Source organism: Anditalea andensis, from assembly GCF_000714815.1.
In the GTDB taxonomy this organism is placed as follows: domain Bacteria; phylum Bacteroidota; class Bacteroidia; order Cytophagales; family Cyclobacteriaceae; genus Anditalea; species Anditalea andensis.
The window spans coordinates 133,056-146,192 of sequence record NZ_JMIH01000004.1 but is presented as its reverse complement, the minus strand read 5'-3'; the positions used below and the strand labels follow the sequence as shown (position 1 = coordinate 146,192).

General features: G+C 40.4%; 8 protein-coding genes. 5 read left to right on the top strand and 3 right to left on the bottom strand.

Annotation, left to right across the window (positions count from 1 at the left end):
• Window positions 1-506 precede the first annotated feature (506 nt).
• The gene (locus tag EL17_RS00780) at window positions 507-2,153 is read right to left on the bottom strand and encodes a UxaA family hydrolase (RefSeq protein WP_035068702.1); all 1,647 of its coding nucleotides are present in this window, start codon (window positions 2,151-2,153) and stop codon (window positions 507-509) included.
• A 98-nt stretch (window positions 2,154-2,251) separates the two neighbouring features.
• Between EL17_RS00780 and EL17_RS00775 the strand changes: the two genes are divergently transcribed.
• The 5 genes from EL17_RS00775 to EL17_RS00755 all read left to right on the top strand — a co-directional run bounded on the left by EL17_RS00775 (window position 2,252) and on the right by EL17_RS00755 (window position 6,862).
• A complete protein-coding gene (locus tag EL17_RS00775) occupies window positions 2,252-3,259 on the top strand; it encodes a sugar kinase (protein ID WP_035068699.1) in 1,008 nt (335 codons plus the stop codon).
• 97 nt (window positions 3,260-3,356) lie between these two features.
• Complete coding sequence (gene eda, locus EL17_RS00770; RefSeq protein WP_035068697.1) at window positions 3,357-4,034, top strand: bifunctional 4-hydroxy-2-oxoglutarate aldolase/2-dehydro-3-deoxy-phosphogluconate aldolase; 678 nt, start codon at window positions 3,357-3,359, stop codon at window positions 4,032-4,034.
• Window positions 4,035-4,053: 19 nt separating this feature from the next.
• A complete protein-coding gene (locus tag EL17_RS00765) occupies window positions 4,054-5,034 on the top strand; it encodes a TRAP transporter substrate-binding protein (protein WP_035068694.1) in 981 nt (326 codons plus the stop codon).
• 41 nt (window positions 5,035-5,075) lie between these two features.
• Entirely contained in the window at window positions 5,076-5,567 is a 492-nt protein-coding gene (locus EL17_RS00760) for a TRAP transporter small permease (protein ID WP_035068691.1), read from the top strand.
• On the top strand, window positions 5,567-6,862 hold the full coding sequence (locus EL17_RS00755) for a TRAP transporter large permease (protein WP_035068689.1): 1,296 nt from the start codon (window positions 5,567-5,569) through the stop codon (window positions 6,860-6,862). Before EL17_RS00760 ends, EL17_RS00755 begins: the two co-directional genes overlap by 1 nt.
• Window positions 6,863-7,605: 743 nt before the next feature.
• Here the strand turns inward: EL17_RS00755 and EL17_RS00745 are convergent.
• Together EL17_RS00745 and EL17_RS00740 are read right to left on the bottom strand one after the other, a co-directional pair.
• The gene (locus EL17_RS00745) at window positions 7,606-9,549 is read right to left on the bottom strand and encodes a RagB/SusD family nutrient uptake outer membrane protein (protein WP_035068684.1); all 1,944 of its coding nucleotides are present in this window, start codon (window positions 9,547-9,549) and stop codon (window positions 7,606-7,608) included.
• Window positions 9,550-9,644: 95 nt separating this feature from the next.
• A complete protein-coding gene (locus EL17_RS00740; RefSeq protein ID WP_035068681.1) occupies window positions 9,645-12,752 on the bottom strand; it encodes a SusC/RagA family TonB-linked outer membrane protein in 3,108 nt (1,035 codons plus the stop codon).
• Window positions 12,753-13,137 lie beyond the last annotated feature (385 nt).

The following is a 13,137-nucleotide window of genomic DNA, read 5'->3' as shown; positions in this document are numbered from 1 at the left end:
TAGATTATTATATGACGATGGATAAACCGATAAGATAATTGAAGATTAGATCTAATTCTGGAAGATAAAATTCATGAAATTGCCGGTTTGTACTTTACAGGAATGATGAGCAAATCCTATGAACAGAGATTTAAACGATATTGAGTAAATCTGTAAGCTTTGCAGTAATTAATCAGGAAGAAGCTCTGTGGGATGAGCCTGCTTTAAAATAGCAGTATTAGCAAATAATCATTGGTAAAATAAATATGAGTTGGATCAGTTTTTAAGCCCTAAAAAAGGATAAGATTAAATAAATTGTAATAATAAATTCTAGTAGGAATGATGGGCTCATGCGTTTCCCATATCACCTTCCAGTTGTATTAGATATTAATTTGATTATCAAATTCATAAACCTGGAATTTATTTCTAAATCAAAAATCTGAAATCAACAATTAATCATTCATAACAAAAAAATAAAAAAGAGGTTTTTAGGCCTCTTTTTGTTACCAATACCTATCAGTAAATAATTAAAGTGAAACCCCTCTTTTCCAAGGAATAAAGTCATCCTGTCCCAGTTCCATGGCTTTGGATTTCACTTCTCCGCTGGCTACTTTGATGATGAGTTCGAGCATTTCCTCGCCCATCTCTTTTATGGTTTTCGTACCTTCTATTACTCCTCCGGTATTAAAATCTATGATGTCAGGCATTCTTACGGCCAGTTTGGTGTTTGAGGATACCTTTATTACCGGGGTAATGGGATTGCCGGTAGGCGTGCCCAGTCCAGTGGTAAATAGGATGATATTGGCCCCGGAACCCGCCATGGCCGTGGTGCTTTCCACATCATTTCCAGGAGTACAAAGAAGATTCAGCCCAGGTTTAGTTGCGTATTCGGTATAGTCCAGTACATCCACTACGGGTGAGGTGCCACCTTTTTTGGCTGCACCGGATGATTTCATCGCATCTGTGATAAGCCCATCTTTAATATTTCCTGGTGAGGGATTCATGTCAAATCCTGATCCTACTGCCACAGCTGAGGCAGCATATGCGGTCATCAGGTGGCTGAATTTTTCAGCAATCCCGGTATTCGTGCATCTGTTGATCAGTTCCTGCTCCACACCGCAGAGCTCGGGAAATTCAGAAAGAATGGTTTTACCTTTAAGGGCTACTATGATATCAGAGGCGTGTCCGACCGCTGGGTTAGCCGATATGCCAGAAAATCCATCGGATCCCCCACATTCAAGGCCTAAAGTTATTTTACTGAGAGGGGCAGGGGCCCTTTCATATTTATCTGCTTCTGCCATAGCCAGGAAGGTTTTCTTAATGGCTTGGGAAAGCAGGTTTTCTTCCGTACCCTCTTTTTGTTGTTCCAGGATGATGACGGGTTTTTGAAGGTTTGGGTTGATAGTTTGCAGTTTTCCCTCAAGGATGGAAGGTTGTGCATTCTGACAGCCCAGACTTAGTACGGTAGCGCCAGCCACATTAGGATTATTGATATAGCCAGCCAAGAGGCCACAGAGAGATTCGGAATCTTTGCGAATACCTCCGCATCCACCTTCGTGGGTTAGGAATTTTATTCCGTCTATGTTTTTAAATAACCGATTGTCTTCTTTTGGTATCGCTTTCTCTATGCTTAGGTTTTCTATATCGTCCTTTTGCCCCTGTTTGTACAAATTAGCCATCTGTTGCACAAGTGATTTGTAAGGGTTCTGTTTTCCAAACCCCAACTCTTCCATAAAGGCATCTTTAATGGTGGCCACATTTCTGTTTTCACAAAAAACCAAAGGTATGACTAACCAGTAATTTCCTGTGCCCACCTGACCATCAGGGCGGTGGAAACCCATAAAAGTACGGTTTTCAAATCGGGTAATATCCGGCGGCGACCACTGATATTCACCTGTTTTTTGACCAAAGCTGTTTGCCTCATGCGCTGTATTAGATACTGTGAGTACGCCACCCATGCTGATAGGAGACATAGCTTTTCCCACTATAGAACCATACATGTAAATGAGTTCACCCTTTGCTAGATCGGCAATTGCAAATTTATGTTTTGCAGGAATATTATCCCGAAGAACTATGGATTTACCACTAAATTCTATAGTTTCTCCAGATTTAAGGTCAGTTAATGCTACCAGTACATTATCTTTGGGATGAATTTGTAAAAACTTATGGTTCATTGATTTTTTTGTTTATATTGCGCAATCGATTGCACAATTTATGCAAAACTATTTTGAAAAAAAAACATTAGCCAATATTTTAAATATATCTTAGCAACATGGGCAAAAGAATAATCACTTTGGGGGAAGTTATGATGCGGTTAAGTACACCGGGTTATCAAAGGTTCCTCCAAACGGACAGTTATCAGGTAGTTTATGGTGGAGCGGAAGCAAATGTCGCTGTCTCTCTGGCGCAGTGGGATCAGCATACTGCCCATGTGACCGTTTTCCCAAAAAACGATATAGGAAAAGCTGCGAGCCAGTATCTTAGACAAATGGGTGTTTCCATAGACCATGTTTTTCAGGCAGATGGCAGGATGGGCCTGTACTTCTTGGAAAATGGCTCTATGCAGCGGTCATCGAAGATCATTTATGATAGGTTTGATTCTGCATTTGCTAATTTTGATAGTTCCGCAGTAAACTGGGATGCGATCTTTGAGGGGGCAGATTGGTTTCACTGGACAGGTATAACTCCTGCCCTGTCTGACAATGCAGCTAAGATGACACTGAAGGCACTTCAGGTGGCAAATGATAAAGGTCTTACTGTTTCGGGGGACATTAATTATAGAAGAAATCTATGGCAGTATGGCAAGCAGCCACTGGATGTCATGCCGGAACTCATCAATTATACCCACGTGATAGTGGCAGGATTGGCGGATTTTGAAAACTGTATGGCTATAAGTTCGGAGGATTATAATACAGCCTGTACCCAAGCTAAGAAGGATTATCCCAATATAAAATACATCACCACTACTGAGAGGGGCGCTGTATCCGCTTCGCACAATCATTTGTCTGCTGTGCTTTGGAGCGCTGAAAAATCATCAAAAGACCTGCTGTTTTCCAAGTCTTATGAAATGACTCATATAGTAGACAGGGTAGGAGGAGGTGATGCCTATATCGCAGGTCTGATTTATGGGCTGCTTTATATGGAACCCCAAGAAGCTTTGGATTTTGCTCTGGCAGCTTCAGTTTTGAAGCACAGCATAGCTGGAGATGCTAACCTGGTGACAGTAGACGAAGTGGAAGCATTGGTAAAAGGCGAAAATATAGGGAAACTTTTGAGGTAAAAAGTACGGAAATATATTATTATTCAGGTAATGTCCCTGCATTTAAAGCATTAAGCTTTAAATTTATAATCGTGAAAATTATAAACTTATTTATTGCATGAAACCTACGAGTGAACAATTATTGGCGAGTATTTCCCAAACAGGAATGATACCTGTCTTTAACCATAAAGAGTTAGAAGTAGCCAAAGCAGTATTAGATGCTGCATATACAGCGGGGATCAGGGTTTTTGAATTTACCAACCGTCAAAACAATGCATTGGAAGTTTTTAAAGGTTTAAAAATATACGCCGAAAAATACAAAGATATGTACTTGGGTATAGGAACTATTTTTACAGTACAACAAGTAAAGGAATACCTTTATGCTGATGCTGACTTTATAGTATCTCCTGCATTAATTCCCGAGGTAGCCAAGTACTGCCAGATGAAGGGCGTATTCTGGGTGCCTGGATGTGCTACGGTGACCGAAGTATTCCAGGCCCAAAAGCTTGGTGCTGTACTGGTAAAAGCATTTCCTGGAAATTTGTTGGGAGTTGATTTTATCAAAGCTGTTCTTTCTGTAATGCCTGGTCTGAAGATAATGCCCACCGGAGGAGTGGAACCAACCGAAGAAAATCTCCAAGAATGGTTCCGAGCAGGAGTGACCTGTGTAGGTATGGGTAGTCAGCTGATAAAAAAGGATTTGCTCCAAGATAAAAAATATGATGAGTTGAACGAGAAATTTACTCAGACAATAAGTATAATAAAGAATATCAATCAGAAGACCGAAAAGTCTTAATGTGTAGCAAAAATATTATATGATTAGTAAACCCAAAATATGCTTTTTCTTTTGCCTATTATTATTTAGTGGCTGTCAGCAGACACAGGATGTAAGGGTAATAAAATTAGGCCATGGTCTAGGGGTGGCCCATCCGGTACATGAAGCCATGCTGTACATGGCAGAGCTACTGGAGCAGAAATCAGAAGGGAAAATGAGACTGAAGATCTATCCCAACCAACAACTGGGAAGTGAGAGAGAGCTGGTAGAACTGCTTCAGATAGGAAGTCTAGGCATGACAAAGGTGTCCTCCGCAGTAGTAGAGAGCTTTGCGCCAAAACTTCAGATACTGAGTCTTCCATATCTCTTTAGAGACGATGCCCATAGACAGAAAGTTTTGAGCAGTGATATAGGAAAGCAATTACTTCTGGATGGAGAAGATTTCTGGTTCAGGGGACTAACTTATTATGATGCCGGCAACCGAAGCTTTTATACAAAGAATAAACCAATAGCATCCCCTGAGGACCTGAAAGGGCTAAAAATCCGTGTAATGGAAAGTAACATGGCGACTAATATGGTACGGAGCTTTGGCGGATCTCCCACTCCTGTTTCTTATGGCGAACTATATACCGCCTTGCAGCAGGGGATTGTGGACGGAGCGGAAAATAACCCGCCTAGCCTTTATACCTCCAGGCATTATGAAGTGTGTAAATACTATGCTATAAATGAACATCTGGCTATACCTGATATGATTATCATCAGTACCAAGGTATGGAAGATTCTTTCAGATCAGGAAAAGGAATGGTTACAGGACGCTGCAGATGAATCCGCCATATATCAGTATAAAATATGGAAAGAATCCGTTGAGTTTTCTTTATCGGAGATGGAAAAGGCAGGTGTGGAAATATCCTACCCTGATCAAGAAGGCTTCCGGGAAGCAGTAGAAGGTATGTATGATGCTATCAGAACCAGCCAACCTGAAATGTATGAGATAGTAAGGAAGATTCAGCAAACTCAGTGAAGGAATACTTAATCTGCGACAAACTCCCAAAATAATAATTTATGTTTAGTATTTTTTATAAAAATAAAGTAGACAAGCTAGTGGGCACCGCACTCGTCATATTGATGTCTTTGATGGTCCTTAATGTTACTTGGCAGGTGATCTCACGGTATGTACTGATGAATCCGAGTGCTTTCACAGATGAGCTTTCCAGGTACATGTTGATTTGGCTGGGTATGCTCGGAGCAGCCTATGTTGCAGGTCAAGATAAACATCTCGCCATCGATCTGTTACCACAGAAACTTACCGGTAAACCAAAACAGAATCTGCTGATCATCATCAATGTGGTTATTATTTTCTTTGCGGTGGCAGTGATGGTATTGGGAGGATTAAACCTGGTTTATATCACCTTTATACTAGACCAAAAATCCGCTACATTACAGGTTCCTTTAGCTTTTGTCTATACCATCATCCCCTTTAGTGGACTGGTAGTAACCTACTATCAAATAGTATTGATTTCTTCACACCTGAATAGCAAAAATATTAGCGCATAATGGATTATATCAGCATATTGATTCTTGTATTTTCTTTTTTGGTTTTAATGGGTATTGGCGTTCCAGTGGCATGGAGTCTTGGATTGGCGAGTTTTGTTACATTAATGGTTTCTGTGGCCGTAGGGCCCTCTGCGACTACTATAGCCCAAAGGATGGGAACAGGACTTGATAGTTTTTCTTTATTGGCCATTCCCTTCTTTGTTTTGGCAGGAGAGATCATGAACCGGGGAGGAATAGCCAATCGGCTAATAGAACTTGCCAAATCCCTTATGGGGAGATTGCCTGGGGGATTGCTTTATGTAAATGTACTTGCTGCCATGCTTTTTGGAGCTATAGCGGGATCAGCGGCTGCTGCTGCCTCTGCTATTGGAGGGATATTAGGACCCAGGATGGAAAAGGAAGGCTATCCAAAGGAACTGGGTGCGGCAGTAAATATCACGGCATCCACCACAGGACTCATCATCCCGCCATCTAATATTTTGATAGTGTATTCCCTCGCATCTGGAGGTGTCAGTATCGCAGCACTATTTATAGCGGGCTATATTCCAGGATTATTTATCGGATTATTATTGATTATTACTGCCGCCATATTTGTAAAAAGAAAGAACTTACCGGGTGGTGAAAGAACCTCTTTGAGGGATTTGGCAAGAAGTTTTTTCCGTGCTATACCCAGCTTGATGCTTTTGGTTATAGTAATGGGAGGTATAGTGGCCGGTATTTTTACGGCTACGGAAGCTTCTGCTATTGCGGTTATTTATACCTTAGGGTTATCGTTTTTTTATAGGGAATTGAAGTTGATTGAACTACCCTCCATATTGCTCAAAGCATCCGAAACTACAGCGATAGTAATGCTCCTTATCGCTACATCTATGAGCATGTCATGGGTGATGTCCAGCGAAGATATCCCTCAGTCTATTAGCAGTACGTTATTATCCCTAAGCGATAATATTGTTGTAATCTTAATTATTATCAACTTATTGCTATTGTTTGTAGGTATATTTATGGATATGACTCCTGCGGTTTTAATATTTACGCCTATATTTTTGCCCATAGTGGTAGAATTGGGAATAGATCCCATTCACTTTGGAATCATCATGATCCTAAACCTGTGTATAGGGCTATGTACCCCTCCGGTAGGGTCGGTGCTATTCATAGGGGTAGGAGTGGCCCAGAGTACTATTGGTAAAGTGGTAAAGCCTCTGATCCCATTTTTCATAGCAATGATTTTAGGGCTTATAGTGATTACCCTTTTTCCAGATTTGACATTATGGTTGCCAAGGGTTTTGGGATTGTAATTTATTTGCCTTACTAAAATACAGCACCAGTGTTTCGCATTGTCTGGAATAGAAGCGGTCAATGGGTATGTTAAAGGGGATCAAGATGGAATCGAGCATCATAATAGCTTCATGCACAGGCAATCCCTTTTTAGCTGTCGGGGATGGGAGATTCTTCCGAATTAATCCGGGAGAGGTGATCCCGAATTTTGTGATGTTATAAGTTATGACCAGATAAAAGTATCCCTTTCCTGGTCTTCAGAGAGCGTGAATGAGTGGAAATAACCTGAAATGCTGATAATATTAAAATGAACTAAAACTTAACAATAAGAAGCCTACCTATTTTTATATGAACGTAAAAACAGATTTTCCGGCAATGGAAAATAATCGTGATTGGTTTAATATTTACAGACTTAGTTTTTAAAATAATTTTGTTTTCATTTTTCTGAATAGGTTCTAAAGGGTTGCTTCAGAAAGAGTAGGGTATGATAACAATCTAAGTGGGTTGAATTTATCTTCTACTGTATCCGCATACAATCCTTCCTGGTGATATTCTAATATATAGATTATTATTTAAATGTAAGGGATAAATTTCTATTGCCTGCGCAGGGCACGGCAGACCGGTATAAGTTTTACCACGATATGGATCTGTAAAAGGATTACACCATAATTTTAAAAAATGATTTTGGAATTTATACAAAGCATAAAAAAAAACCGGGTAGTAATTTCTACCCGGTTTAATAAAAATAGTGGTTTTTATGATATTAATATCCAGGGTTTTGATATCCTGCTCTATCCCCTTCCATAGCATCTATCTGACTTTGTGGTATAGGGCGCAAATAATGGTAAGGCTGGATATTTCTGGTAATCGTTTGTGCCGTACGGTCTCCATAATTTCTACCGGCTATCTGGTACGTACCTGCCAGCTCGTTCCATTTTTGGGTACGGACCAGGTCATACCATCGGTAACCTTCTCCATAATATTCTCTTGAACGCTCCGCAAGGATATAGTTGATATCGATGATAGCGGGAGTGGCTGCAACCATTAATGCACTGTTGTCCACTATTTTTGGTTGGTTGCCATTGTTGTCCCAACGCCATACACCTGCTCTTGCCCGGAGTACATTGACCAGATCACGTGCACTTTGAGGACCTGTAGCACCCTTTACGGCGGCTTCAGCGGCTATTAAATAAAGCTCTGAAAATTTGGCAATATTAAATGGTCTTGTACTTCCTGCATTTGGTTCACCTAATCCAGTGCCACTATCTGTTCGGTATGGACCAAGTTTCCAAAGTCCTGGATACACTATTCTACTTATATTATTTGGACCCATCACAAAATCAGACCTCCCAGGCAAAGTTCCGGCTCCAAGATTTGCTCCTAAATTAAAAGGGGAGGGGAAATTTATTGCTTGAGCAGGTTGTTCATTAAGGAAGGTCAATATGGCATCACCATCCTGAACAGGTAGAAAGTTTGCATTATATACCGGTCCTGGGATAGGAGTTGTTCGGCCAATATTGGCACGATAAACTGTAGTAAAGGTGCCATCATATCGGGAATCATTTGTTTTATCGGCAAATGTATTAGTGATGGCACCAATGGTGGGAGCCATACGTGTCCATGGTCTGCCTAGGGCCTGAACAGCCTCACGTCTTACTGATTCTACATCATTCGTCCAGGTAGTATTGGATCGGCTACTTCTCAAGACGGTATAGTTCCAGGTCATCATCCATCCGGCAAAGTTATCAGGAGCTTCGCCATTACCCCATGTTAAACTACCTGCATTGTAAAATTCGCTGGTTTCTGTATGATCTGCATAAAGCAACAACTCCATGTTACGGTCATTTTGAGCTACGTTTACATCATAGAAGGTTTCCTGTAATCTGAAAGGTCCAGGATTTGCAATTGCTTCCAATGCAATATCATACGCTTGCTGATAATACCACTGTGGATTATGACCGTCAGGATCTACCCGAGGCGTGTCAGGATAAGTAGGAATGTTATTTGGGTTTTCTAACCACCAACCATAGGTAAGGTATGCTTTGGCCAGGTATAAGCGGGCCAATGTTTTGGTAGCAGTACCGGTTAAACGAGGTGCGTCAGGCAAATCATTAATTGCTCTCACTAAATCTGGAAATACTCCCTTTGTATACACTTCAGGTACAGTGTTCCTGGTTGATGTCCTTGAAGGAGTAATATTAAATTCTAGTTCTCCAGCCCCTAAATCCAGTGGGACCCCCCCGAATGTCTGAACTAATTGAAAATAATCAAAAGCCCTAAAGAATCTTGCTTCTGCTATTAATGCATCAGATGTACCTACTTCAGAAGCAAATTCTATTATCCCACTGGCAGTATTGATATTTGAATATGCGGCATTCCACAGTACATCTGCCCTGCTGCTATTAGGATCAATATCACCCTGACCGCTTAGGTCCATGACCAGGAAATTTTGGTCAGCACTTTGGGCATAAGTTACTTCATCAGTACCGGTAAGGGTAGTATTATAAAAGTAAGCCTGTCCGTAAATGTAGCGTAGATGCGCATACATCGAGGTCAATCCTCCCTGGATTCCTTCCTGAGTCTGAAAAAAACTGGGTTCAAAGGTGGCCCTTGGTGTTTCTTCCAATATATCAGTACAAGAAACCAATAAAAGAGCTGCCACAAGCGAGCCTTTCATTGAATTCATATATATATTTATCTTTTTCATTTGGTTGATTTTTTTTTAATGTCACATGGAATCTTGCATGTTAACCGGGTGATCTCCGGAATTGAAGTTTTCATCATGCCCGATTTCATAAATGATTAAAATGTCAAATTAATACCGAATATAAAATTACGCGTAGCTGGCGCATTGGTACCGATGGTTAGTAATCTGCTAGGCAAAGGGCCTTGTACAGCAGTGTTCTGATCTGCAAATGAATTGGTTTCCGGATCCAGACCCGTTTCCCTGTTAAATGGTGAAAACAATACAAAAGGGTTCTGCACGGCACCGTATATCCTAAATCTACTTATCCCTGCTGCGCTCATCCAATTACCTGTCTGATCAAAATTATATCCTAAAGTCATGGTTCTTATTTTTAAATAAGAAGCATCAAAATAACCCAACGTGCTGCCATACTTAGGGTTGTCCCCTGAAGCTAGGCCACCTGGAGCAGGATATTTGGCACCCGTATTTTCCGGTGTCCAGTAATCTACGCTTACATTGTTTCTTCTGCCGTTCATCATATTGAGGTATCCGGAAGAGGAGTGAAGATTACTGATAAGTACCCCTCCACTATTGAACATCCCAACGATGGTGAAATCAAAATTCTTGTATTTTAATAGTGAATTAAATCCACCCATGAAATTTGGCTGAAGATCCAAAATCTGACGGTCATCAGGTCCTATCGCTCTCAATGGGACACCTTCATCATTAAAACCTCCGGTATATTCTACTTTAATCATACCAGCATTTCCTCCTGGCTCCAGTATATCACGATGTGGATCACCTTCCTGCCATAATCCTATATTTCTATGGTCAAAAATCACATTTATTGGATGTCCCACAAACCACCAGTTTGATTCGTCTCTCTGGTTCCCAGAAGCCAACGCCAATAATTTGTTTCGGTTAACATACACATTCACACCAGCTTCCCAACTCCAATCCCTTTTTTCCAGGATTAATCCGTTTAAAGCTAATTCTACACCTCTGTTTTGTGTTTCCCCGATATTGGCCGTATAGCTTCCTACACCGTTAGTAGCAGGTAGGGTTACATTCAGTAATATATCCCGGGTTTGGGTGTCATAAAATTCTAAACTACCGGTCAAACGACGATTGTAAATATCAAAATCAATTCCGATATTCCAGGTTTCTGAGTATTCCCAACCAAGATTTTGATTCGGAAGTGAATTTACAAAATATCCCATTGCATAGGTATCATCACCAAAGTTATAAGGTCTGGTACCCAAACCGCCCAAAGTAGCGTAAGGAGCAATTGCCTGATTGGAAGTCTGACCATAGCCCACACGCAACTTTAGCATGTCAATATTGGTGAAATTATTCATGAAGGGCTCTTTACTCACATTCCAACCTGCAGAAATGGCAGGATAAGTATGCCAATTGAAGCCCGGTGAAAGCCTAGAGGATCCATCTGACCTTAATGTCGCAGAAATCATATATCTGTCATCATAGGAGTACATTACTCTACCCATATAAGACATCAATCCCCATTGATTATATTGCTGATCACCTGGGTTGATCTGAATTTCTTCTGTTGCTAGACCTATGTTATAAAATTGAAATTGATCAGAAAGCATACCACGACCCGTCATTCTAGAGCTATAAAATGTATTCTGTTCTGTTGAGTAAAGCGCTGTTACATTGAATATGTGTTTATCTGCAAAAATTTTATCATAAGTAAGCAAATTTTCCATTAACCAGTGAAAATTATGTGAATTTCCCACTGCTGCTGTGGACAATGTTTCTTCGTTAGGACTGTTTATTCCCATTCCGGTATACTCTCCCTGGTTACTCTGACGATAATCCAACCCGAGATTAGCCCGATACTTTAAACCTTCCACGCCAGGTATTTTTACCTCCGCATATACGGCATTGTAGGTAGCATAAGCTCGCGTTTCATTCAACCACTGTCCATCTATATCATTTAGCCTGTCTCTGGTTAAAACAAATGTATCATCCTGAGGCATGTTTATAACCCTTCTACGCGTGCCATCCGGATTGAAAGGACTAGCTAGGGGAGACATGCTTAAAACATTATATAAGCCTACCTGTGAACCTTGTGTCGTGCTAAAATTGTTATTGGTATTGAAACCGATCCGGAGATGGTTTCCTATTTCCTGATCTACTGCAGCCCGCATAGAAAACCTGTCGAATTGCTGTGTCGGCACTACTCCCTCTTCATGGTAATATCCCAAACCAAAACTATAGGTGCTTTTTTCTCCTCCCCCCGCTACACTCACATCATGGTTTGACATGGTACCGGTCTGGTAAAATAAGTCCTGCCAATCTGTATTAACGTCCCTGGATTCACTAGCTCCTTCATTTTGGAATAATCCTGCAGCATCACGCATTTGCATGAATTCATTTGCATCCATCATAGGATACGGGGAAAATACTGTCTTTGGACCATGGAAACCGCTATAACTTACTCGTGCCTGCTGCCCCTTAAAACCAGCTTTTGTGGTGATCAGTACCACTCCATTAGCACCTCTTGATCCATAAATAGCAGTAGCAGAGGCATCTTTTAATATGTCAAGGCTTTCAATATTTTCTGGGTTAATGTCAGAAATAGAGCCTGCAAAAGGTATCCCGTTCAAAACAATAAGAGGATCATTACTAGCTGTCAGAGACCGTGTTCCACGAATCCTGATTTGCTGTGTAGCACCAGGTTGGGTAGACGTTTGTGAAATCTGTACACCCGGTAACCGACCCTGAAGTGCTTCAGTAACATTCCCTGCAGCTACTTCTCTCAAGCTCTCTCCACCGATGGATGCTACAGATCCTGTAACGGCCTCCTGACGCATAGTGCCGTAACCTATAACTACCACTTCATCCAATGCCCCTAAGTCAGGCTGCATTACAATCCTTAGGTTGGATCGGTTTCCTACCGCGATTTCCTGTGAAGCAAAGCCTACAAACGAAATTACTAAAGTAGCACCTGGCTGAACATTGATGGAAAAATCACCATCCAATCCTGTCACTACACCGTTACCTGTACCTTTTTCTTGAATAGATGCTCCAGGTAATCCCAATTCGTCATCATCCAAGACCACGCCTGTTACATTTACTGTTTGGGCCATTGACAGGGAGCTGAGAAGCACAAATACCAATACTCCTGTCATTCGAACTAGCCAATTATCAGCGGTCTTTAAATTGACCATTCTGATAATCTTGGCGGATTTCAATTCCATACGTTGATTATTTAAGGGTTAGTTAATTAAATATTTCTTACTAAGTCGCACTTGCTCACAAGGCATGTAAACACCGAAGAACCTAATAATTAGCTAAACCTCTTAAAAAAAAATAATAAATGCAACCGATTTCATAACTATTTTATTTCACTTAACTTAATAGCTTAAATATCAAATAAAAATGATAATTTATAAATTAAATATATATTATATAACTTATTAAATTAAGATAATTTTTAGTTATTTTTTATATTTGAAATATCCTATTATAATAAAAATATAGCTTAATAGTTATATAATAAAATTATGGGATCGATTTCATTTATTAAGGTTATGAATAAGTTGATTTATATGTTATAATCTATAATTTATGATGTACTAATAC

Bases quoted from the DNA above. Each gene is read 5' to 3' on its own strand.
- EL17_RS00765 (WP_035068694.1), top strand. From the start codon at position 4,054: ATGATTAGTAAACCCAAAATATGCTTTTTCTTTTGCCTATTATTATTT.
- EL17_RS00740 (WP_035068681.1), bottom strand. From the start codon at position 12,752: ATGGAATTGAAATCCGCCAAGATTATCAGAATGGTCAATTTAAAGACC.
- EL17_RS00745 (WP_035068684.1), bottom strand. From the start codon at position 9,549: ATGAAAAAGATAAATATATATATGAATTCAATGAAAGGCTCGCTTGTG.
- EL17_RS00775 (WP_035068699.1), top strand. From the start codon at position 2,252: ATGGGCAAAAGAATAATCACTTTGGGGGAAGTTATGATGCGGTTAAGT.
- EL17_RS00780 (WP_035068702.1), bottom strand. From the start codon at position 2,153: ATGAACCATAAGTTTTTACAAATTCATCCCAAAGATAATGTACTGGTA.
- EL17_RS00755 (WP_035068689.1), top strand. From the start codon at position 5,567: ATGGATTATATCAGCATATTGATTCTTGTATTTTCTTTTTTGGTTTTA.
- EL17_RS00760 (WP_035068691.1), top strand. From the start codon at position 5,076: ATGTTTAGTATTTTTTATAAAAATAAAGTAGACAAGCTAGTGGGCACC.
- eda (WP_035068697.1), top strand. From the start codon at position 3,357: ATGAAACCTACGAGTGAACAATTATTGGCGAGTATTTCCCAAACAGGA.